The 23,656-nt window shown below is 28.6% G+C and carries 22 protein-coding genes; 12 read left to right on the top strand and 10 right to left on the bottom strand.

Annotated features, from left to right (window positions below):
* Window position 1: 1 nt before the first annotated feature.
* The 4 genes from AMN84_RS02065 to AMN84_RS02050 are packed head-to-tail and all read right to left on the bottom strand — an operon-like array spanning window position 2 to window position 5,147.
* Window positions 2-1,522: a tetratricopeptide repeat-containing sulfotransferase family protein gene (locus tag AMN84_RS02065; RefSeq protein ID WP_075482951.1), complete on the bottom strand. Its 1,521-nt coding sequence runs from the start codon at window positions 1,520-1,522 to the stop codon at window positions 2-4.
* Window positions 1,519-2,235, bottom strand: a complete 717-nt coding sequence (locus AMN84_RS02060) for an NlpC/P60 family protein (RefSeq protein ID WP_075482949.1) — start codon at window positions 2,233-2,235, stop codon at window positions 1,519-1,521. Before AMN84_RS02060 ends, AMN84_RS02065 begins: the two co-directional genes overlap by 4 nt.
* The gene (locus tag AMN84_RS02055; protein ID WP_425304107.1) at window positions 2,232-3,701 is read right to left on the bottom strand and encodes an AmpG family muropeptide MFS transporter; all 1,470 of its coding nucleotides are present in this window, start codon (window positions 3,699-3,701) and stop codon (window positions 2,232-2,234) included. The genes AMN84_RS02060 and AMN84_RS02055 overlap by 4 nt, the downstream gene beginning before the upstream one ends.
* On the bottom strand, window positions 3,702-5,147 hold the full coding sequence (locus tag AMN84_RS02050) for a TrkH family potassium uptake protein (protein ID WP_075482945.1): 1,446 nt from the start codon (window positions 5,145-5,147) through the stop codon (window positions 3,702-3,704).
* Window positions 5,148-5,234: 87 nt separating this feature from the next.
* Here AMN84_RS02050 and AMN84_RS02045 point away from each other — a divergent pair, with 87 nt between their 5' ends.
* The 4 genes from AMN84_RS02045 to AMN84_RS02030 are packed head-to-tail and all read left to right on the top strand — an operon-like array spanning window position 5,235 to window position 8,726.
* Window positions 5,235-6,803 carry a lysine--tRNA ligase gene (locus tag AMN84_RS02045; protein ID WP_075482943.1) on the top strand — a complete coding sequence of 523 codons (1,569 nt, stop codon included), beginning with the start codon at window positions 5,235-5,237 and terminating at the stop codon, window positions 6,801-6,803.
* Entirely contained in the window at window positions 6,803-7,840 is a 1,038-nt protein-coding gene (locus AMN84_RS02040) for a quinone-dependent dihydroorotate dehydrogenase (RefSeq protein WP_075482941.1), read from the top strand. The genes AMN84_RS02045 and AMN84_RS02040 overlap by 1 nt, the downstream gene beginning before the upstream one ends.
* 50 nt (window positions 7,841-7,890) lie before the next feature.
* A complete protein-coding gene (rpmB, locus tag AMN84_RS02035; RefSeq protein ID WP_075482939.1) occupies window positions 7,891-8,172 on the top strand; it encodes a 50S ribosomal protein L28 in 282 nt (93 codons plus the stop codon).
* A complete protein-coding gene (locus AMN84_RS02030; RefSeq protein ID WP_075482937.1) occupies window positions 8,172-8,726 on the top strand; it encodes a queuosine precursor transporter in 555 nt (184 codons plus the stop codon). The genes rpmB and AMN84_RS02030 overlap by 1 nt, the downstream gene beginning before the upstream one ends.
* On the opposite strand, the gene speB is transcribed toward AMN84_RS02030, so the two are convergent.
* Genes speB through AMN84_RS02015 form a run of 3 tightly spaced genes read right to left on the bottom strand, consistent with a single transcriptional unit; the run spans window position 8,723 to window position 11,838 of the window.
* Window positions 8,723-9,598, bottom strand: a complete 876-nt coding sequence (gene speB, locus AMN84_RS02025) for an agmatinase (protein ID WP_075482935.1) — start codon at window positions 9,596-9,598, stop codon at window positions 8,723-8,725. The genes AMN84_RS02030 and speB overlap by 4 nt on opposite strands.
* A 17-nt stretch (window positions 9,599-9,615) precedes the next feature.
* Window positions 9,616-10,659 (bottom strand): 1,9-bis(guanidino)-5-aza-nonane synthase, encoded by a 1,044-nt coding sequence (locus AMN84_RS02020; protein ID WP_075482933.1) that lies wholly within the window; start codon window positions 10,657-10,659, stop codon window positions 9,616-9,618.
* On the bottom strand, window positions 10,660-11,838 hold the full coding sequence (locus AMN84_RS02015) for a type III PLP-dependent enzyme (RefSeq protein WP_075482931.1): 1,179 nt from the start codon (window positions 11,836-11,838) through the stop codon (window positions 10,660-10,662).
* A gap of 173 nt (window positions 11,839-12,011) precedes the next feature.
* Between AMN84_RS02015 and AMN84_RS02010 the strand changes: the two genes are divergently transcribed.
* Window positions 12,012-12,572 (top strand): ActR/PrrA/RegA family redox response regulator transcription factor, encoded by a 561-nt coding sequence (locus tag AMN84_RS02010; protein ID WP_075482929.1) that lies wholly within the window; start codon window positions 12,012-12,014, stop codon window positions 12,570-12,572.
* Here the strand turns inward: AMN84_RS02010 and AMN84_RS02005 are convergent.
* A complete protein-coding gene (locus AMN84_RS02005; protein WP_075482927.1) occupies window positions 12,565-13,116 on the bottom strand; it encodes a biotin transporter BioY in 552 nt (183 codons plus the stop codon). The genes AMN84_RS02010 and AMN84_RS02005 overlap by 8 nt on opposite strands.
* 32 nt (window positions 13,117-13,148) lie before the next feature.
* Window positions 13,149-14,066, bottom strand: coding sequence for an ABC transporter ATP-binding protein (locus tag AMN84_RS02000; protein ID WP_075482925.1), 918 nt, complete (start codon window positions 14,064-14,066; stop codon window positions 13,149-13,151).
* Window positions 14,067-14,116: 50 nt separating this feature from the next.
* Here AMN84_RS02000 and polA point away from each other — a divergent pair, with 50 nt between their 5' ends.
* The 7 genes from polA to AMN84_RS01965 are packed head-to-tail and all read left to right on the top strand — an operon-like array spanning window position 14,117 to window position 22,577.
* Window positions 14,117-16,888, top strand: a complete 2,772-nt coding sequence (gene polA, locus AMN84_RS01995; RefSeq protein ID WP_075482923.1) for a DNA polymerase I — start codon at window positions 14,117-14,119, stop codon at window positions 16,886-16,888.
* Between the two features lie 51 nt (window positions 16,889-16,939).
* Window positions 16,940-17,638: a response regulator transcription factor gene (locus tag AMN84_RS01990; RefSeq protein WP_075482921.1), complete on the top strand. Its 699-nt coding sequence runs from the start codon at window positions 16,940-16,942 to the stop codon at window positions 17,636-17,638.
* Window positions 17,638-19,176 carry a sensor histidine kinase gene (locus AMN84_RS01985; protein ID WP_075482919.1) on the top strand — a complete coding sequence of 513 codons (1,539 nt, stop codon included), beginning with the start codon at window positions 17,638-17,640 and terminating at the stop codon, window positions 19,174-19,176. The genes AMN84_RS01990 and AMN84_RS01985 overlap by 1 nt, the downstream gene beginning before the upstream one ends.
* A 42-nt stretch (window positions 19,177-19,218) precedes the next feature.
* A complete protein-coding gene (gene ahcY / locus AMN84_RS01980) occupies window positions 19,219-20,505 on the top strand; it encodes an adenosylhomocysteinase (RefSeq protein WP_075482917.1) in 1,287 nt (428 codons plus the stop codon).
* Entirely contained in the window at window positions 20,489-20,944 is a 456-nt protein-coding gene (gene tsaE, locus AMN84_RS01975) for a tRNA (adenosine(37)-N6)-threonylcarbamoyltransferase complex ATPase subunit type 1 TsaE (RefSeq protein ID WP_082254955.1), read from the top strand. The genes ahcY and tsaE overlap by 17 nt, the downstream gene beginning before the upstream one ends.
* Window positions 20,941-21,870, top strand: coding sequence for an aminoglycoside phosphotransferase family protein (locus tag AMN84_RS01970; RefSeq protein ID WP_075482915.1), 930 nt, complete (start codon window positions 20,941-20,943; stop codon window positions 21,868-21,870). Before tsaE ends, AMN84_RS01970 begins: the two co-directional genes overlap by 4 nt.
* Window positions 21,871-21,881: 11 nt before the next feature.
* Complete coding sequence (locus tag AMN84_RS01965; RefSeq protein WP_075482914.1) at window positions 21,882-22,577, top strand: sugar phosphate nucleotidyltransferase; 696 nt, start codon at window positions 21,882-21,884, stop codon at window positions 22,575-22,577.
* Here the strand turns inward: AMN84_RS01965 and AMN84_RS01960 are convergent.
* Window positions 22,563-23,282: a 2,3-bisphosphoglycerate-dependent phosphoglycerate mutase gene (locus AMN84_RS01960; RefSeq protein WP_075482912.1), complete on the bottom strand. Its 720-nt coding sequence runs from the start codon at window positions 23,280-23,282 to the stop codon at window positions 22,563-22,565. The two genes, AMN84_RS01965 and AMN84_RS01960, sit on opposite strands and share 15 nt — an antisense overlap.
* Window positions 23,283-23,656 lie beyond the last annotated feature (374 nt).

Raw genomic sequence — 23,656 nt, 5'->3', positions numbered from 1 at the left:
TTTAAAACTCTTTTATTAAATCTCCAATCATGCTCTTGTAATTTTTGATAGTGTTAGAAACTTTCTTGCTTATAGGTTTATTTGCTTGATCAAAACTTAATGTTCTTATTATACGTGAATTTTTATGGTGGCTCATGACATTTTCGTCCCATTCCAAATTACAAAAATTTAAAATTTTCTTAATTTGATCTTTTGGATTTTCCACCAATGTCTCGTAGTTAATATTGAAAATATTCTTAGGGAATTCCTTTTGCCAAAAAGCCATAGTGTTTAGATAAAGTTTATAAAATTTGGTGATATCTTTGAAATCATTTACAAACTGTGTTTTAATTGGAAAGTAATTTTTATAAATTGACCAACAGTTATCTATAGGGTCTCTGGTGCAGTTTATTATTTTGGCTTTTGGGAACAAACTTAAGATCAAACCTATATTAAAAAAATTTAATAGTTCTTTATCTGTAAAAACTGGATCAGAGTCATTCAATTCCGCTATTAAATCAAGATAATCATTTTTATAAATATCGATCAAAGAAGCATCAATTCTTTTTTCATTAATCATTTTGATAGCGATTTTTTGAATATATGGTATTTCACCGCCACCAAATACTTTTTTATGAGATGCAAGTATTTGTTCAATCAATGAAGAACCTGAACGTGGCATACCCACAATGAATATTAAATCTCTATGAACCCCAGAAGTTTTAATACTTTTTATTTTCTTATATAAATTTATGTAACTTTTAATTTTTTTTTCATCTTGTTTAAAATTATATTTTGTCTCTTTCTTCAACAATTCATTCCCTTTTTTTAAAAATTTAAAAGCATTTTTGTAATCCTGAATATCTTCATAAGCTTTATGAACACCATAATAAAGATGGATTTTTTCTAAATTATTTAAATCATCATCACTTATTTTTTTTAACATTTCATTTAAGTGAGGGTCGTTTTCTGTATACTTATGCACAAGAGAATATTGACGATCTGCATCTGTTAATTTTTTATTTAACTCTAATATTTTTTTACAATAAAGTTTTGAATTTTCTTTCTGGTTTGTAATTCTATAAATACCAACCAGGTTGAATAGCGCTGGAACTGCATCTTTTTGTATGTTTAAAACTTTTTTATAATACTCTATTGACTCCTCAATCTTATAAGTTTCCCTTTTTATATTTCCCAAATTATTCAAAATATGAAGATGTTGATTGTCTATTTCCAGACCTTTTTTAAAATATTTTTCTGCTTCTGAGTATTTATGTAGCATATAGAAACATGTACCAATATTATTTAAAAAATTTGGATGATTTGGATTCAAAACCAATGCTTCTCTCATAACATCGATTGATTTTTCAATTTCTCCATTTTTTTGGTAAGCAACACTCAATAAATTAAAAAATAATTGATGTTTTCTTTTTTTTATTATTTTATTGCATCCTTTAATAACTTCTGAGAAGTTGCCTTTAACGAATTTTTTGTAAAGTTTGTCGTATTCTTTTTTTAATATTTCATCAGATATTGTATTCATTTAATTCCAATAACTTCAAGTCTAGCAGTTTTTTTAATTAAATTTATTGTTTTTTTAATATCCATAATAATCACTTTTTTCTTAGGGCCGTATGCATGTATCAGTCTTCTCTTTGACAAACATATAGCAACATGTCCTTTCCAAAAAATGATGGCATTTTTTTTAATTGATTTAAGTTTTTTGAAATATTTAAACTGAGGCCCTGTATCCCTCGGACAATAAAGATTGTTAAATTTAAAAAATATTTGAACCAATCCAGAACAATCAATCCCATCGAATTTTTTACCTCCCCATTTATATTTAACGTTCTTAAAAATTTTTATTCTAGAAAAAATTTCTTCTTTGTAATTTATAGGCACAACATCAGATTTTTTTATCCAATAACTTTCAAAATTAAAAAAATCTTTATTTTTTGATTTTACTTGAAGTAAGGAGGCGAAACTTAATTTCATCCTAATGCGAGAATTATTATCTGGTTTTGAAAAAACATTTGCTTTTAAAGAGGACACTTTATGAGTAGGTTTATGAATTGATTTTCTAAATTTTCTCTTTTTTATAAAACCCACATATTTGTCATAGTTTGTTTTAATTTTGTAACAATCTTTATATTTTTTAATAATTGTAAATTTCTCTCCATAAAGAATTTGAGAAGAAAGTTTTGAATTTTTCTTTCTATTTTCATATATATTTATACAGGAATAATTATTAATCATTTATCTTTTATTGGTGCAATGATACCTATCCAATATATCAAGAATAATACTGGCATTCCCAACAAAGCGGTAAGTATGAAATAATTATTATATCCCATTACATCAACCCATGCACCAGAATATCCAGCTATAAGTTTTGGTAAAAATAACATAATTGAACTAAACAAAGCATATTGCGTAGCTGTAAACTTAATTGAGGTTAATCCAGATAAATAAATCACAAAAGCTGCACCAGCAAAGCCACTTGATACATTATCTGCTGTAATTACCATTATTAAATAATTAATATTTGCATCAACCGTCGCTAGCCAAGCAAATAGAAGGTTACTCAAAGATGCAATTAAGGCGCCTAAAAATAGAGCTGCCATTGTGCCTTTTTTTGAAGCAAAATACCCTCCTAATAATCCCCCAACGATAGTAGCAAAAACTCCAAAAAATTTTGAGTAAGTTGCAATATCTTTTATTGAGTAACCTTTCTCTAAATAAAATATGTTAGCCATTACTCCCATGACTACATCTGCAATTCTATATAGAGAAATGAGGGCTAGAATAACTAAAGCGAATCTTCCGTACTTTCTTATAAAATTTGTTATCGGGGCAATATAACTTTCGGCTACCATTTTTTTTTCAACTATTTTAAGTTTTGTCATCAATACCAATAAAATACCTGAAACCAAAAAACAAAAAAATAACTTTAAACAAGTTATTATAAAAACTAAAAGATTATTTTCTTTTACAGAAAAATTTATGTTTGAGTATAAATATATAAAAATTGCGATAGTGAATAATATAGACAAAAAGAAAATCAAATGGCTATTTGTTCTCTTGAAAATATTTTTTTTTACTTTTGGTTCATTTGATGTAAGATTTGCGAATATACCAACCGCCATAAATAAGGCCATTATACAATAAACTTTTTGCCATACGATTTGATCGTAGCTTTCAGATCCAAAATAAGATGCCAACCATAAACTTCCAGCTCCACTTACTAGCATCCCAACCCTGTATCCCGCTATATACATCGAAGATAAATATCCCTGTTTATTTTGGGAAACTGACTCAATCCTAAAGGCGTCAATTATAATATCTTGAGATGCGCTAAAAAAAGCCAAAAGAACAATAAAAAATGCTGTTGCATATATATTCTTTTGTGGATCTGTAAATGAAGTCATTATCAAAGATAAAATTATTAAAAGCTGAACTAATAAAAGCCAGCTTCGCCTATGTCCAAATTTTTTAAATATTGGTAAATTGAATTTATCTACTATCGGAGACCATAGATACTTAAAGGCATATGCGAAGCCTGCCCAACTAAATAGAGTTATTGTACTTCTTTCTATACCAGCTTTAGATAACCAAACTGATAAAGTCGAAAACACTAATAATATTGGTAAGCCAGAGGAAAAACCAAATAAAAGCATCTTTAACGACTTTTCTTCTAAGAAGTAATTAAAATTATTAGTCAATTAGTTCCTCCAAAATGATGGTAAGAAAATTACTAAAATTGCAAAAATTTCTAAACGACCTAAAATCATTGCAGCAGACAAAATCCATTTTGATGAAGCGGGTAAATTTGCATAATTGCTATTTGGCCCGATTTCACTCCCAAGGCCTGGTCCCACATTGGAAATTGATGACGCTGCACCAGATATTGCAGTAATAAAGTTTAAACCTGTCAAAGTTAAAAGGGCAGATATTAAAAAGAATAAGATTATATATAAAAAAATAAAAGATATAATTGAGGCAATTAACTTTTCCTGAACGACTTCATCGTTATACTTTAGGTTTAAGACTGCTCTAGGATAAATTATTTTTAAGAGTTGGTTTCTAAAAAAATAAAATAGCATATGAACTCGGAATACCTTAATACCACAAGTCGTTGAACCAGCACATCCACCAATAAACATTAATAATAAAAAAAATATTAGAGGAAAGTTTCCCCATTGATCAAACTCCTTAGTAACATACCCAGTACCTGTTAAAATTGAAATAACATTAAAAATAATTGATCTCAATTGGACTTCAAAAATATTTTTATTAGATATTGAGAGATAAATAAATAAAACTAAGACTGAAAAAAAGATTAGTTTAAAAAAAAGTTTAATCTGAGCATCTTTAAATATGAGTTTTTTATCACTAGATAAAAATTTAATATAAGCTATGAAAGGCAAGCTACCTAAAATGATAAATATTATTGAAACATATTCAATTTTAGCATTGTTAAAATATCCGATTGATTGATTGTAATTAGAGAATCCGCCAGTAGCAATTGTTGTCATAGAATGTGTTAGGCTATCAAAAATATTCATCCCACATATTTTATAAAAAAAAGCACAAATCAATGTCAAAGTTAGGTAAATTAAAGTTAATCTAAGTGAAATTTGTTTCGATTTAGGAAGAATTTTTTCTGCAGCATCCCCACTTGAAATTTTTAAAAGTTGCATTCCCCCAATGTTCATTATTGGCATCAAGGTGATAGCCATAACAATGATACCAATTCCACCCAACCATTGAAGCATGGCTCTCCAACTTAAAATACCCTTGGGTGTAGCAGATAAATTTTCAATTATAGTTGCTCCAGTTGTGGTAATACCAGACATACTTTCAAAAATAGAGTCGGTAATTGAAAGATTTAATTCTGAAAAAAAAAAGGGTATTGAACCAAAGATAGCTACTCCCATCCAAGATAAAGCAGTCAGTAAAAATGCTTGTTGAGTACTTATACTTCGATTGTGATCGATATTAGATAGGTAAAAAAGCACTCCAAAAGTAATAGTAATTATAGAAGAGATAATAAAAGTTGAATTAAGTTCATTATAAAAAAATTGAACACCAACTGGCACCAACATCGCAATACCCAATACAATCAATAGTACTCCTAATGTGAAAAAAACTGTTTTATAATTGGACATTTAATTTAAACATTATTTTATGGAAAATAAATTTCAACATTATATGAATTTAAATATAAGCTAATTATACAATAAATTCGTTTTTTGATGAAAGAAATTAACAAACAAGACATTGAAAAATCAAACTCATGGCCAATCGTTGAGGCAAAAAAAATCTTGAAAGAAAGAAAGCCTTTCATTGAAAAAAAAGGAAAGATAGTTCTTCAAACTGGCTATGGTCCATCTGGATTACCTCATATAGGAACGTTTGGTGAGGTGGCACGTACATCAATGGTAGTAAACGCATTAAATTTATTAACAGACTTGCCTAAAGAAATTATTACGTTTTCTGATGATATGGACGGTCTCAGAAAGGTACCAGATAATGTACCCAATAAAAAAATTTTAACTGACAATCTACACAAACCACTAACTGTTGTTCCAGATCCTTTTCAAAAGTTTAATAGTTTCGGAGAGCATAATAATGAAATGTTAAAAAAGTTTTTAGATCAATTTAATTTTAATTATAATTTTTTAAGCTCAACAAAGTTATATAAAAGCGGTTTCTTTAATGAGTCACTTAAAAAAATTTTAGAAAATTATGATGAGATAATGAACATTATTATTCCAACTCTTGGTAAAGAGAGACAAAAAACTTACAGTCCTTTTTTACCGATTTGTCCAAAAACTGGTCGGGTTTTGGAAATTCCAGTTTTGGAAATAGATAAATCAAAATCTTGTATTACCTTCGATAATAAAGGAGAGAAGATTAACGTTAGTATTCTTGATGGTAAATGTAAACTTCAATGGAAAGTAGATTGGGCAATGCGTTGGTATGCTTTAGATGTTGATTTTGAGATGTATGGAAAAGACCTAATTGAAAGTGCAATCCTATCAACAAAAATTGTGAAACTTTTAGGTAAAAAAAGTCCATCTGGTTTTGCTTATGAATTATTTTTAGATGAAAAGGGAGAAAAAATTTCAAAGTCAAAAGGTAATGGTGTTACAATTCAAGAATGGCTAAAATATGCTTCTCCAGAAAGTTTATCTCTGTTTATGTTCCAGAATCCAAAAAGAGCAAAAAAACTTTATAAAGAAATCGTGCCGAAAGCAGTCGATGAATATTTAGATTGTATCGAAAAAAGTAAAAATCAATCAAATAAGGAAATTTTACTAAATCCAGTATGGCATGTCCACAACGGGAATATTCCTGAAGAAAAAAAAATTATGAGCTATTCAATGTTATTAAATTTGGTTGAAACAAGTAATGCTAATTCAAAAGATGTTTTATGGAAATTTGTTGAAAAATATGCAAAAGACTTAAATAAAAAAGATTATCCAATATTTGATAGATTAATTGAATACGCAATAACATATTTTAACGATATTGCAAAAAGCAACAAAAATTACAAAATTCCAAATAATGAGGAGAAAAAAGCACTACTTAATCTAATTAAGATGTTAGAGAATTCTCCAGATAAACTGGAGCCAGAGGATATTCAAACAAATATTTATACTGTTGGAAAAGAAAATGGTTATAAAGAAAATTTAAGGAATTGGTTCAAATTAATATATGAAGTAGTGTTTGGAGTTGAGAATGGACCTAGGTTAGGTTTTTTTATAAGTTTCTTTGGTGTAAAAAACACTATTAAATTAATAAAAGAAAAAATTAATTAATGTTTTCAAAAATTAGACCCTTTATTTTTAAATTAGATCCTGAGTTAGCACATGATCTTGCAATTAAAGCACTAAAAACAAATTTAATTGTTCATGATAAAAAAAAGAAAGAATTAGCTTTTAGGACTCAATTATTTGGAAAAGAAATTCCAAATCCAATTGGAATAGCTGCTGGATTCGATAAAAATGCAGAAGTTTACAATCCCTTATTTAAACTTGGTTTTGGTTTTGTAGAAGTTGGAACTGTTACTCCTTTAAGTCAGTATGGTAATCCAAAACCTCGAGTTTTTAGACTAGAGGAAGATAATGCTCTAATAAATCGACTAGGCTTTAACAATAATGGGGCTGATGATGCAAGATCAAGAATAACTAAAAAAAAACCTTTAGGGATGCTTGGAGTAAATATAGGACCCAATTGGAACTCAGAAAATAAAATTGAAGATTATTTAAATTGTTTAAGGAAATTTCATGATATTGCTGATTATATAACAATAAATATTTCATCGCCAAATACGGAGAATTTAAGAGATTTTCATAACAATGAAGAATTAAAAAATTTGTTGGAAAATATTCATAACGAAAGAGAAAAATTGAAAAGTAATATTCCGATAGCCATTAAAATATCACCCGATATTAATCAAAAAAAAGTCGAGGAAATCTGTAGAACAATTTTGAATTATGATATTAAAGCCGTAATTATTTCTAACACGACAGATGGTAATCGCGATGGTTTGAAAAATCAAAAAAAATTTCAAAAAGGGGGACTTTCAGGAAAACCTTTGAATGAAATATCTAATAAATTAATAAATAATTTTTATAAAATATTAAATAATAAGATAGATATTATTGGTGTAGGAGGAGTGGACTCTGGTGAGACAGCTTATCAAAAGTTTATACACGGGGCTAAGTTTGTTCAGCTTTATACAGGTATGGTTTTTCAAGGCCCAAAAATTGTTAGCAAGATTTACGATGAGTTAAATAATATTCTTGAAACCAATAATGTAAAAAAATTAAGCGATATTGTCGGAAAAATTTAAAATATCGACTTGACTGGTAATTAAACTACATCTATACCACGTAAACTATCATGACAAAAAAATGTGAACTTACAGGTAAAAGACCTTTAAAGGGTCATAAAGTTAGCCACGCAAATAACAAAGTTAAGAGAAGATTTTTGCCTGGTATAAAAAAAGTAAATTTTAAAAGTGATATTTTAAATAAAAGTTTACGATTAAATGTCTCAAATTCTGCTATGAGATCTGTTGATAAAAAAGGAAGTTTTGATCAATTTATGAAGGAAGTTAAATCAAAATATTTATCAGATAGACTTAAAAAAGTTAAAAAAAGTATTCTCCAAAAATCCGCATAATGAGTAAAGTTTTTCTAACCCTTTCTTTTTTTATGGGTTTGGTAGTTTTAGCATCAAACTACCTGGTTCAATTTCCAATAAAATATTACAGTTTAGATCAATTGCTAACTTATGGGGCTTTTAGTTATCCTATAGCCTTTTTAATTACAGATTTAGCAAATAGATCATACGGCAAAATTGTAGCGAGAAAAATTGTATATTTTGGATTTGTAATTGGAATTAGTTTTACGTTATTTTTCTCAACTAATTTTGATGATTTAATATCAGTTAGAATTGCAATTGGATCAGGATCAGCATTTTTAGTTGCTCAACTTTTGGATGTTCAGGTATTTGATAAGTTAAGAAAAAAACGATGGTTCATTGCTCCATTAACCTCATCTCTTGTAGGATCCACAGTTGATACCTTCTTATTCTTTTCAATTTCTTTTTATGCAACTGGTGTTCCTTGGGTTACTTTATCTTTAGGTGATCTAGCAGTAAAAATATTTGTTGCACTAGCAATGTTAATACCTTTTAGATTATTATTAGGCACTCTTAAGCCAGTTCAAAGTTAATACAAAAATTTATAAGATAAAATTTTATAGACTAATTTAGCCGCAAGAAAATTATATGAATTAAAACCCTTAATAGGCGAAAGTTCATTTAAGTCTGCACCAACAATATTTGAATTTTTCGCAGCGATTTTAAGAATACTCAATGTTTCATCCCAAAACAAACCACCAGGCTCAGGTGTACCAGTTGCCGGCATAATGCCCGAGTCTAATCCATCAACATCAAAAGTAATGTATACATTTTTATTTTTTATTAATCTTTTAAATTTATTTAAATCCCATTTACTTTTATCTTTAGCCCAAAATATTTTTATTCTTTTTGAATTGTTTTTTAAAAATGGAATTTCTTCTTTAGATATATTTCTTATACCAAAAGAAATAACAGAAACGTTCGGATAATCTAAACATCTTCGAATTGCAGATGCATGTGAAAATTTTTCTCCATTATAACTATCTCGTAAATCTGCGTGAGCATCAAAGTGCAAAAGACAAATATTTTTGAACTTTTTAGCAAAAGGAGCTATACACCCAGGTGTTATTGAATGCTCTCCTCCCAAGGTCATAGGGAATAATTTTTTTTCCAATATGCCTTGATTAATTTTTGACATTACACTGAGAGCTTTTTTAACATTTTTTTCTATTTTAAAAGGTTTTAAAGTTTTTATTCCAATTTTCTTGAAAGGTTCACAATTTAATTCTTCATCATAAAGTTCAACTTGATGGGAAGCTTTAATAATTTCTTTTGGTCCATTTCTGGTACCTCCTCCATAGCTAACAGTTTTTTCTAGACCAAACGGAACAACAATTGCTTTTTCTTTAAAGGTAAATTTATTATCGATACCTAGAAAACCATTTTTGTTTGAAAGATATTTCACCTCGGGATCCTATTCTATCAAGAAAATATTTTTGAAAAATTTTTTCTTTCTCTCTTTTTCCATTCACCTTTATGATAAGCATCACTAGCAATCAAAGGCAGTACACTAGTTGCTTCAGCAAAAACCATCTGTTCTTTTGTTATATCTACTTTTCCCCAAGAACTAGCCTCTTTAAGAGTAGAACTACTACATGCCCCGTCCCTTGAGTCAGCAACAGTTATTTGAATAGCATATTTGTGCATATCCACTTCTTTACCTAATAATTCAGCACAAATAACTGTGTCTTGAATGAAATTTTTTGGGACACCACCGCCTATCATAAATAGACCAGAATTTTTTGATTTAATTTTAATTTCTGTCAATTCTCTAAATTCTCTAATTGAGTCTATAGTGATGTGTTTATTTGGATTTTTTTCTTGATGCATAACTAATCCAAATCCAGCGCTGGAGTCAGTAAAAGCAGGGCAAAAAATAGGAACGTTATTATCAAAAGCTGTTTCTATTAATGAACCTTTTTTTTTTGAATTATCTTTTAAATATCTTCCCATCTCATATATAAATTCTCTAGAGGTGTATGTTTTTGGGGGTAATTTATCAGCTATTTCACATATAATTTTATCGCACATTTGCAATTCATCCTCATCAATATAAGTATCGTAAATCCTATCAATATAATTTTTTCTAAGTTCACTATCATCTTGAAATTGTGAACCTTGATAGTGTTTAAAACCCAAACCCTCAAAAAAATCCATGTCAACAATAGATGCGCCAGTAGCAACGATTGCATCTACCATGTTAAATTTAACCATATCTTTATAGATATTCATGCATCCAGCAGCAGATGTTGATCCCGCAAGTGTCAAAAAAATTGTGCAATTTTTATCTTTTAACATTTCGTTAAAAATACTTGCAGCATTTCCTGTTTCTCTGGAGACAAAAGACATTTTTTGCATCGACGATATAATATCTCGAGAGTCAAAAGAAGTTATGTCAATGTGCTCTACAGGTTTGTTAAGGAAATTTTTTTTTGTATTGTGGCCTAAATTTTTCTTTTCTGACATTTATGCGACTAGAGACCCTTTATTTTTATCTCTATCGTACATAGTCATTATTGGTTCATCCTCAACTTCATAAATCTCGTTAGAATAAAAGCCGTTAAATTGAGTTCTAAAAGTTAATCCATACGCACCTAGTTGACCAAGTTCTATGTAATCATTCTCCTTTACATTATTAGGTAAAATAAAAGGTCCTTTCATATAATCAAGACTATCACAAGTTGGTCCATAAAAATCAAAAGCAGTCATTTTTTTTGAAATCATTCGTCCATTTGTAATTATTTTTGATGGATAAACTATATTAGGAACTCCACCATCAAATAAAGTTCCGTAAGTTCCATCATTTATATAAAGCTTTTGTTTTTTCCTTAAATTCACTTTTACGATCGTTGACCCTGACTCTGCGACCAACGCTCTTCCTGGCTCACAAATAATTTCGGGCATTTTATTTAACTTCAATTTTTCAAGAGCTGTTTTAATCTCATTAAAATAACTATCCAGTGAAGGTGGAATTAGATCTGGGTAGATAGTTGGAAATCCTCCTCCAATATTTATTACATCTGGAATAATTTTTGTTTTTTTAATTATATTTCCAATTTCAGAAATACCCTTTGCATATGAAATAGGATGCATACATTGCGAACCAACATGAAAACTTAAACCAATTTTTTTTGCATATTGTTTAGTTAATCTTAATAACCCAATCGCTTCAGAACTTAATGCACCAAATTTTTTTGATAAATCAATCTCAGCATGTTCATTGGAAACAGCCACTCTTACATATAATTCGAGATCTTTAGCTTGTTCTGTAGATTCAATAATTTTGATTAATTCTTCTTTTGTATCTAATGAAAAACTTTTAACATTGTATTTAAAATACGCATCTTTAATACTTTCTCTACTTTTTACAGTATGCATATAAGAACACTCTAAATCATTGTTAATCTTTTTAATCATCTCTATCTCTTTTATTGAAGCAACATCAAAATTCTTTATTCCTGACTCTATAAGAGTTTTGACTACAAAAGGATGTGGATTAGTTTTAACGGCATATAAGATTTTGCCTGGGAAATTTTGTAAAAAAACTTTAGTAGCTTTTTTTATCGAGTTCTTCCTGATGCAGTAAACTGGATCAGAAGGTTTGATTACATTAATTAATTCATCAACCGTTTTAAATTTTTTCATTTTTTTAGCTCCGTAAAAAAAAATTTAACAAAAAAAATCTGCATAACAGCTATGCAAATTTCATTAAATTGAGCATTTAAGGGATTCTTCACCTAGTGTAAAGAAAATAATTGATAAAAATCAATGTTTCCCAAGCTATTGAAATTTCAAAAATAAACTCCATATAGATCTTTATGAACGTCCAAAACATAAAAAATATAAGCCAATTTGAAGACAAATCTCTTCTTATTGTAGACGACGACAATCCTTTCAGAGAGCGTCTAGCTAGAGCTATGGAAAAGAAGGGATTTAAAGTTTCACAAGCTGAAGGTGTAAAAAAAGGAATAGATGCCGTTAAGACAAATAAACCAGCATTTGCTGTCGTAGATTTAAGGCTTGGTGATGGTAACGGATTGGAAGTTGTAAAAGAAATTCAAAATTCTAATGCAGATAGTAGAATTGTGATGTTAACAGGCTATGGAAATATTCCAACAGCTGTTGCCGCAATAAAACAAGGTGCAATCGATTATCTTGCTAAACCAGCTGATGCTGATGACGTTGAAAAAGCACTTCTTGCAGATCCAAATAGAAAAGCTGACCCACCAGATAACCCTATGTCGGCAGATAGAGTTAAGTGGGAACATATACACAGAGTTTTTGAATTATGTAACAGAAATGTTTCAGAGACAGCTAGAAGACTAAAAATGCATCGTAGAACTCTTCAGAGAATTTTATCAAAAAGATCGCCTAGGTAAATTTTTTAAAAAAATCAATTTTCGTAGAGATTATAACTAAAAGAAATATCTTAAATAATTCCGCTAGTAAAAAAGGTTTTGCTCCTAGATCGAAAATTGGTTTATCCCAACCAATTAAAATTCCTAACCAAATAAGTCCCAATACATAAATTGGCAAAACTGAGAAAAAAATCTTAATAAAATTTAAAAGATAGTTTTTATTAAAATTAAATTTTCCAGCCACATAAACCGCTATTATAAAACCTAAAAGATATCCCATCGTTGGACCTGTAAAATAAATCATACCGACCCCTTTTTCTGGAGAATTAGAAAAAACTGGTATTCCAACAATGCCTTCAATTAAATAAAGCACAACTGTAGCTAAACCCAATTTATAACCAAAACACATTCCTAAAAATATTACGACGAATGTCTGCATTGTCATTGGAACTGGGTAAAATGGTATTTTTACTTTTGCTGAAATCGTTAACAAAATTGTTCCTAAAAAAACAATAATAGCGTTTTTAATTACTTTGTTATTTTGAATCAGCTTAACGGTTTCCATAATTTAATAATATATTAATTTAAGTTTTTAATCTAGTTATTTGTTAAATTCACAAAAACGTCCTCTAAATCTGGGTCTTCAGATTTAATATCTTTTATAACTATACCTTGATTTTCTAATAACTTGATTATTTTTTGTATATTAAATTCTTGTTTATTATATTCTATCTTAAATTCTGAATCTGTATTGGTTAAAATATTAAAATTTTTATTGTTCATACCATCCAAAACTATTCTCTTATTTATTTCAAATTTAAGGGTTTTTGTTTGAATCTTATTTAACATATTTTCTGTTGTGTCTAATGCTATAAGATTACCTTTATGAATTATACCTACTCTGTCGCACAATTCTTCAGCCTCTTGTAGATAGTGTGTAGTCAGAATAATTGTTACTCCAAGTTTTCTAAGGGACCTAATATTATCCCATAAATTTTTTCTCAGATCTACATCAACACCTGCGGTTGGTTCATCTAGTATAATTATAGGTGGTTTATGAACTAAAGCTTTTGCTATCAATAGTCTTCTTTTCATACCACCTGATAAATTTCTTGTATAACTATTTGATTTATCTCTTAAAGCGACCAGATCAAGTACGGTGTCTGTTATCCTATCTTTTTTTTTTACTCCAAATAAACCAGCTTGAAGATCCAATAGTTTTTTTGGAGTAAAGAAAGGGTCAACGTTTATTTCTTGAGGAACAATTCCTAGCGAAACTCTAACTTGGCGTGGATTTTTATCTAAGTCAAATCCCCAGACGGTTACCTCACCTGAGGTTTTATCTGTAACACCTGCAAGAATATTTATAAAAGTACTTTTTCCTGCTCCGTTTGGACCAAGAAGGCCTAAAATTTCTCCTTCTTTCACCTCCAAGTTTAAATCTTTAAGTGCATGGATATTCTTTCGATAAATTTTATTTAATTTTTTAACAGAAAGTACGTTTTTTTTACTCATTTAGATTTATAGGCTTATAACATTAAGGTAAATTAATAATAATTAAATAAATGGCTGAATTAAATAAAAAAAAACATTTTTATCTTATTGATGGCTCTGGGTATATTTTTCGGGCATATTATGCTCTTCCTCCTTTATCCAGAAAGTCAGACGGTTTACCAACAGGTGCTGTTGCAGGATTTTGCAATATGCTTTTTAAGTTGTTAGAGGATGCAAAATCAAAAGAAAATAAAGAGAAACCAACTCACTTCGTGGTTATTTTTGACTCTGCTAGAAAAAATTTTAGAAATGATATTTATCAGGATTATAAAGCTAACAGATCAGACGCACCAGATGATTTAATACCTCAGTTTGAATATATTCGAAAATCTGTAGAGGCTTTTAATATTCCTGCTGTTGAAATGATTAACTATGAAGCTGATGATTTAATTGCAACTTATTCAAAACAAATTACTAAGCTCGGTTCTGATGTAACCATTGTTTCATCAGATAAAGATTTAATGCAGCTTCATGACAAAAAAGTAAGAATTTACGATCCCATGAAAAATAAATTTATCAAGAAAGAGGATGTGATTGCTAAATTTGGAGTTACTTCGGATAAGGTTATTGATGTTCAATCTTTAGCTGGTGACTCTAGTGATAACGTGCCAGGTGTTCCTGGTATTGGAGTAAAAACAGCGGCAGAATTAATAAATAAATTCGGAAGTTTAGAGGAACTTCTCAAAAATGCTGAAACAATAAAGCAAAATAAAAGACGAGAAACGATTATTGAAAACAAAGATAAAGCTTTAATAAGTAAAAAATTAGTGACATTAAAAAATGATGTGCCTGTCAAAAATAAATTGGATGATTTTTTATTAAAGGAAATTGATAAAAAAAAACTTTTCAATTTTTTGAGAGATATGGAGTTTAATAGATTGCTGAGTTCAGCTATCTCAACATACGGTGAAATTGATTTTGAAAACGAAAATAAAAGCCAAACTAAGAAGACAAAAGATAATCTATATAAATCAAACTATAATTTGATAAAGAACGAGGACGAATTAAAAAAATTAATACACAAAATAGAGGAAGTCGGAGAACTTGCTATTGATACAGAAACAAATTCACTAAACCCGCATCTTGCTAAACTAGTTGGTATATCTATATCATTTAAAATAGGTGAAGCATATTACATTCCTTTAAATCATTCTAATGGAAAAAATTTGGAAGAAAAAAATATACTTAAAATTTTAAAGCCGCTATTAGAAGATAAAACAATTAAAAAAATTGGTCAAAATATAAAATTTGATTACATAATTTTTTATCATAGAGGTATAGACATGAAATTTTTGGAAGACACAATGCTGATGTCCTATGTTTTAGATGCTGGAAAAAACAAACATAACATGGATGAATTATCAAAAATACATTTAGACCATCAAACAATATCCTATAAAGACTTAGTTGGAACTGGAAAAAAACAAATAACATTTGATGATGTAGATATTGATCAAGCAAAAGATTATGCGGCCGAAGATGCTGATGTTACCTATAGGTTATACAAGAAATTTTTGAAAGATATCAAAGGAGAAAAATTAGTAAATATTTACGAGTCTTTTGAAAAACCAATGATTGAAATTTTGGCTAAGATGGAAATTAGCGGAATAAAGTTGGATAAAGATTTCTTATTAAAGCTATCAAAAAAATTTGAAAAAAAAATAACTGAATTAGAAAAAGACATTTTCAAAATATCTAAAAAAAAATTTAAAATTGGTTCCACAAAACAGCTTGGTGAAATAATGTATAACGATTTAAAAATTTCAGCGTTGAAAAAAACAAAAAAAGGAAGCTTTGCCACAAGTGCCAATGTTTTAGAAGATCTGGCATTTAAAGGACACGAACTACCTAAGTTAGTTTTAGAGTGGAGACAAATTTCAAAGCTTAAAAATACATATTCAGACTCTCTCCCAGAATTTATCAATCCTGTTTCAAAGAGGATTCACACATCTTTTTTGTTGGCAGCTACAACAACTGGAAGGTTAGCATCAAGTGATCCAAATTTACAAAATATTCCAATAAAGTCTGAAGATGGAAAAGAGATAAGAAAAGCCTTTATTTCGGAAAAAGAAACTTCACTTTTATCTGCTGATTATAATCAAATTGAAATGAGAATACTTTCTGATTTAGCAGATGTGAAGGAGTTGAAAAAAGCGTTTAATAATAATGAAGATATTCATTCTTTAACAGCGAGCCAAATTTTTAACGTAGAAATTAATAAAGTCACTAAAGAGATGAGAAGAAAAGCAAAGGCAATTAATTTTGGTATTATCTATGGAATTTCACAATATGGATTAGCAAAACAAATTTCTGTTTCAACAGCTGATGCTGAAATTTTTCTAAAGTCATATTTTAAAAAATTCCCTGAGATAAAAGACTACATGTCGTCAACAATAAAACATTGTAGAAGGAGCGGATTTGTAACCAATATTTTTGGTAGAAAAACACACATTATTGGTATTAACGATAAGAATTTTAATATTAGAAACTTTCAAGAAAGGGCAGCAATTAATGCACCAATACAAGGTTCAGCATCCGAATTAATGCGAATAGCTATGATACGAATTTTTAATAAACTTAAAGACGACTCAAAATTTAAAACAAAGTTATTACTACAAATTCACGATGAGCTAATATTTGAAATACCAAACAACGAATTAGATAGAATCAAAAAACTAATTAAAACAGAAATGACCAGTGTTAAATCAAGCGAGCATCACACTTTCTCAATACCCATTCTAGTAGATGTAAATATTGGGGATAATTGGGGTATGTTGCATTAAATATTAGTGTATTGTCTAAATTGGGACAATTTAGTATTTTTATATTAGGCTATGACACAAACAATTGCACTAATAGATGATGATAGAAATATACTTACCAGCTTAAGTATTGCCTTAGAAAAAGAAGGTTTTAAAGTTCAAACCTATTTAGATGGAGAGAGTGCACTTATAGGATTAACAAGAACACCTCCAGATTTAGCAATTATTGATATTAAAATGCCTAAAATGGATGGGGAGGAGTTACTAAAAAAATTAAGAAAAAAAAGTTCATTACCAGTAATTTTTTTAACCTCAAAAGACGAGGAAGTAGATGAACTTTTGGGTTTAAAGTTAGGAGCAGATGACTTTGTTAAAAAATCTGGTGGTTTTTCAATAAAAGTTTTAGTTGAGAGAATTAGGGTTCAACTAAGAAAAAAAAATATTAGTGTAGATGATAGTAAAAACATTATTACTCATGGCAAACTCAAATTAGACCCCTCACAACTTGAGTGTGAATGGGACGGAAAACAGTTGCCAGATAAATTGACAACAACGGAATTTTTAATTGTCCAAGAACTTGCTAAAAGGCCGGGGATAATTAAAGAAAGAGCACAATTGATGGATATTGCTTATAGGGAAGATACTGATATCGAGGATAGAACTATTGATAGTCACGTTAAAAGAATTAGAAAAAAATTTAAAAAAATTGACTCGAGTTTTTCCGCAATAGAAACCAGATATGGAAGTGGTTATAGGTGGAATGTTAATTAATGTTTTCTTCACTAATCAAAAATCTCTCTATTCTTAAAAAATTTTTATTTATAAATCTTTTGATTTTTATATTTATTGGTACGTTAACAATAATCTACCTTAATTATGTTCAACCAAACCTTATTAAAAAAAAAACGTCCCTCCAAATTGAGGTTATAAATAATACAATTAATAATCTGAATAGACTTAATGTTGAATTTGAAAAAAATGAGGTAAAAAAATTTTTATTGTCGACAAGATTTTTATTTCAAAATCTTGATAGAGTTGTTTTTTTTAATGATTCATTTGAAATTTTGGCGGATACAGATACACTTGATCTTGATCCAAGATCCTTTTCGTCAAGAATTGAAATAGTTGAATTTGATTTACTAAATAACCAAGATAAAGAAAAAACTACCGAAGAATTAATTGATACAAAAAAAAATGATGAATTTGAAAAAAGACTTCAGGAATATTCAGTTTCCGATGACTATGGTAAGCCTGTTACTTTTACAAATGAAACTTATAATAAATTTAAATTATCAACAATTAAGAATGTTTTAATCGATGATGAAAATGTCGGATATATTTTCATAACCCAAAATGCTAATGATGTTAAAACAGCTATAAATGAAAGAAAAACTTTTGTAATTCGTACAGCAATATTAATCGCAATCGTAATTTTTATTTTTTCATTAGTTTTAAATAGATATTTTTTAAAACCAATCAAAAATCTTGTTAATTATACTGAAAATATTAAAGAGAAGAGCAAAAAGAAAATAGATATTAAGAGTTTAATAAAACGAAATGATGAATTGGGTACTTTATCATTATCTCTTGATGAAATGACAAATGAATTACAAAAACGAGTTAATACAGCTGAAAACTTCTCCACAGATTTAGTTCATGAAATTAGAAATCCTTTAGCTTCACTTAAGAGTGCATCTGAAATATTAGAGGTCACAAATAATAACGTTGAGAAGGAAAAATTGACAAAGATTTTGACACACGATGTAGAAAGAATTGAAAGATTAATAACAGATTATTCTCAAATGCTTAAAGATGAAGTTGCAATTACTAAGGAAAGTATGAAAATTTTAGACTTAAAAAAAATTGCAGATTCAGTCGTTGATGATTTTAACGCAATATACAATACAAAACGTGGAATTAACATTGATTTACAGTTTAAAAATTCTGGCGAAAAGTTTAATATCAAAGGTATTGAAAATAGGATCGAACAAGTTTTAGCAAACCTCCTTGAAAATTCTATTTCGTTTAGCAAAGATAATCAGAATATTGTAGTTAAACTTTCGCAGAAAAAAGATGGAAAAATTTCTCTTAGCGTAATTGATGAAGGAATTGGTTTTAAAGAAAAAAATACGGATAAAATTTTTAAAAGATTTTATAGCAATAGACCAGATAAATTTGGTGAACATTCTGGATTAGGATTGAATATTGTTAAAAATCTAGTCGATCTCCATGGGGGTCAAGTGATCGCATCAAATAATGTTAATAAAAAGGGAGCAAAAGTAGAAATTATTTTCCCAAAATTAAATTGATATATTGAATAAATTATCCTTTAATGTAAAAGATTTGCGAAAATGAGTGATTATAAAGTAAAAGATATTAAGCTAGCTGAGTTCGGTAGAAAAGAAATTTCTCTCGCTGAAACAGAAATGCCAGGACTTATGGCATTAAGAAAAGAATACATAGGAAAGTTTCCTTTAAAAGGAGCTAGAATTTTAGGTTGTCTGCATATGACAATTCAAACTGCTGTTCTTATTGAGACATTAGTAGCTCTTGGTGCAGAGTGTAGATGGTCATCATGCAATATTTTTTCAACGCAAGATCATGCCGCTGCAGCGATAGCAAAAGCTGGAATACCTGTGTTTGCTTGGAAAGGTGAAACAGAGGAAGAGTATTGGTGGTGTGTAAAGCAAACAATCGAAGGTAAAAAAGATTGGAAGCCAAATATGATTTTAGATGATGGTGGTGACTTAACAGCTCTAATGCATAAAGATTATAAACATTTAATGAAAGATATAAAAGGTTTATCAGAAGAGACGACAACAGGTGTTTTAGCATTAAAAAAAATGGAGAGCGAAGGGACATTATTAGTGCCAGCAATAAATGTTAATGACTCAGTGACAAAATCAAAATTTGATAATTTATATGGATGTAGGGAAAGTTTGGTTGACGGAATTAAAAGAGCTACAGATGTGATGATGTCAGGTAAAGTGGCAATTGTTGCAGGATTTGGTGATGTGGGTAAAGGTAGTGCAGCATCATTGAGGCAATCAGGAGCAAGAGTTATGATTACTGAGACTGACCCAATATGTGCGTTACAGGCAGCGATGGAAGGTTATGAAGTAGTTTTAATGGATGAAATGATTAAAGAAGCTGACATAGTGGTAACCGCTACAGGCAACAAAGATATTATAACAGCAGATCATATGAGAGATATGAAGGATAGGGCGATATTATGTAATATCGGACACTTTGATAATGAAATTCAAGTCGAAGCATTAAAAAATTACAAGTGGGATGAGATTAAACCACAAGTGCACGAAATTGAATTACCAAGCAAAAAAAGAATTATTCTATTAGCTGAAGGCAGACTTGTGAATCTTGGATGTGCAACAGGTCACCCAAGTTTTGTAATGAGTGCATCTTTTACAAATCAAGTCACTGCTCAAATAGAACTTTGGAATAATTCTTCTAAATATGAAAAAAAGGTTTACGTTTTACCAAAACATCTTGATGAAAAAGTAGCTATGTTACACTTAGAGAAAGTGGGTGCAAAGTTAACAAAATTGTCAAAAGATCAGGCAGATTACATTAGCGTAAAACCAGAAGGACCATATAAGCCAGATGCTTACCGCTACTAATCGTAGCAATATAAAAATCTCTAAAGAAATTGAATTAAAAAGATTTTCTGAGAAAACATCAAAATTTATTAAAAAATTCAAAACAATTTTTTTATACGGAGAACTTGGAGTCGGTAAAACTACATTTGTAAAATATTTAATTAACAACTTACAAAAAAATGAAAAAACCAAAATAACAGAAATACCAAGCCCAACATTTAATATAGTTTATGAGTACCGTATCAAAAAAAAAAGAATACAACATTTTGATTTGTATAGATTAAAAAAAAAGGAAGAATGTTTAAATATAGGTCTTTTTGAAGATGACGATGTGATTACAATAATTGAATGGCCAGAAAAAGTTCATTTTAAACCAAAAAAAAGGATAGAAATTTATTTCAAATATTTTGATAATTATAATTCAAGGCTATTAAAAATTAAATTTTTTGGAAAAAAATGAAGCTTAATAATAAAAAAGTAACTAAATTGGAAGGGGATGCTTCAGAAAGAAAATTTTATAGATCAAAAAATTCTATAATAATTTTTTCCAAAAAAAATAAAAAAAAAAATTTACTAATCTATGATGTAATAAATAAAATACTAAATTCAGGGGGTATTAATGCTCCTAAAATGTTAAAAAACAATTACAAACAAAACTTTATAGAGGTCAATGATTTGGGGGATACAACATTATTTAAACTTCTTAATAATAGAAAAAACAAAAAAAATATTTTTATGAAAGTATTAGATTTATTATTTAAAGTTCAAAAAATAAAAAAATTTTATAATAAAGATTTTACAGGTAGGAAATATAAGATGACAAGGTATTCAAAAGATAAACTCTTAAAAGAAGCTTATTTATTTAACGAGTGGTATCTGCCCAGAAAATTAAGCAAGAAAAAATTGAATAAATTTAAAAAAAAATTTAAGAATATTTTTTTTAGGTTATCAAAGGCAATTAAATTACCTGATAATGTATTTGTCCATAGAGATTTCCATGTTTCAAATATAATGCTTAAACAAAAAAAATTTCATTTAATAGATAGTCAAGATGCAGTCATTGGAAACCCAACTTATGATCTTGCTTCATTAATTGATGATGTAAGACTTAAAACATCAAATAGTTTTAAAAAAAAAATGTTTAATCATTTTACAAAAAAATTCTTAAATAGAGATCTTAAAAAATTCGAAAATGACTTTTTAATTTTATCTGTATTAAGAAATTTTAAGATTCTTGGAATTTTTTCAAGACTTGCAAAAAGAGATGGTAAAAAAAGATATCTTAAATACATTCCTTATACATGGAGTCTTATTAAATTAAGAACTAAAAATGGAAAAGTATTTGATGAGTTAAGATTAATTTTAAATAATAATAAATTTATATAAGATTTGATTGTATGAAAAAAATCGAGGTTGCGGTGATACTAGGTGCTGGTTTTGGAAAAAGATTATCCCCAATTACAAAAGAAATTCCAAAACCTCTTGTGGAAATTGGAAATGAAACTATCCTTGAAAAAACTATTAAACTTGTAAAAAAATTAAATCTCAAGAAAGTTCTGATAAACACCCATTATAAACGAGATCAGCTTAAAAATTTTATTGAAAAAAAAAACTTTGATGTTGATATAGAATTATTCGAGGAAGTCCCTGAAATTCTCAATACTGGCGGAGGAATTTTAAATATGACCATGCAAAACAATAATGAATATTTTTTAACCTTAAATCCAGATACTTTATGGAACGAAAATTATATTGATGAAATCTTAGAAATGGAAAATCAGTTTTTTAACTCAAATTCAAAAAATATTTTATTAGTGGTAAATAAGGATAAAAGCTTCGATCAAAATTTGATAGGAGACTTTAATCTTGAAGCGGACAAGCTTAACAAAACAAAGCCCTTAAATTTTATTTTCACAGGATGTCAGATATTAGAAAAGAAAATATTTAAAAAATTTAATAATAAATCTTTCCCAATGTCGGAGGTGTGGAATGATTTATTATCAAGAAATGAATTGATGGGTTTTGAAAGTAAAGTGAACTTTAAACATGTTACTAATTATGATATTTATAATAAACTTCTAAAAAGCAACTAAATTTTTAGCTCTTTCTTGGTCAAGATATGTTACTGATGAAATTTGAAGATTGTCCTCAAAAATTATTAAAAGAGGATTTGCGGTTGGTATTTCCATTTTAGAAATTTCCCTCTCATTGATTTTAAAAAGATACTTACATAGAGCCCTTAGAGAATTTCCATGGGCTGAGATGCATACTCCCTTACCATTTTGAAGATCTTTAAAGATTAAATCATTATAACAATCCACTACTCGTTTATGGGTATCTTTTAAAGACTCAGTATCTGGAATATCAGACACAGGAATATCCTTATAAGTTTCTATATTGAGCGGATGGTAAGGGCTTTTCCTATCTAAAGCCCCAGGTTTGACATCCCATGATCTTCTAAATTGATGGATTTTCTCTTCTCCATATTTTTTTTTCATATCTTCTTTATTTAAACCTGTTAGCTCTCCATAATGTCTTTCATTTAATTGCCATTTTTTTGTAATCAAGTTTTCATCTTCATTTAATTCTTTCATTACAATTTTAAGAGTATCATTTGCCCTTTTTTGGTAGGAGCTATAAAAAGAATCAAGTTTAATTTTTTTCTCTTTTATTAATTCACCAGCTTTTTTAGCCTCAGCTCTACCTTTATCTGTTAATGCGACATCGACCCAACCAGTAAATCTTTTTTGCTGGTTCCACTCACTTTGTCCATGTCTTATAAGAATAAGATGCTTCATTGAAATATTTGATATATTAATTAATAAATAAAATAAATAGAATTAATGAAAATTTTTACAAATAATCTTCAATTAATTTTCAAATTATCTAATATATGTTTAATAATTTTATACCTATATCCAGGTAGCATATTAGGTTTCGTTTTATACAATGATTTTAGTAACCAACCTCAAATCTCAAGAGATTTATTTCAAATATCCTCAAATCACATTTACGCTTTTTCTCTGATTTCAATTCTTGGTCTTTTCGCCTTTAAAACAAAAAAAAGATTATTTGTATATTTGGTTTGTTTATCCATAGTCCTTGAACTTTTCCATTTGGTCATACCAAATCGCAGCTTTCAAACAGGTGATCTAAATGGTAACTTACTGGG

It is taken from the genome of Candidatus Pelagibacter communis (genome assembly GCF_001180105.1).
GTDB lineage: Bacteria > Pseudomonadota > Alphaproteobacteria > Pelagibacterales > Pelagibacteraceae > Pelagibacter > Pelagibacter ubique_K.
The sequence above is the reverse complement of the archived record's forward strand: the minus strand, read 5'-3'. Positions and strand labels throughout refer to the sequence as shown.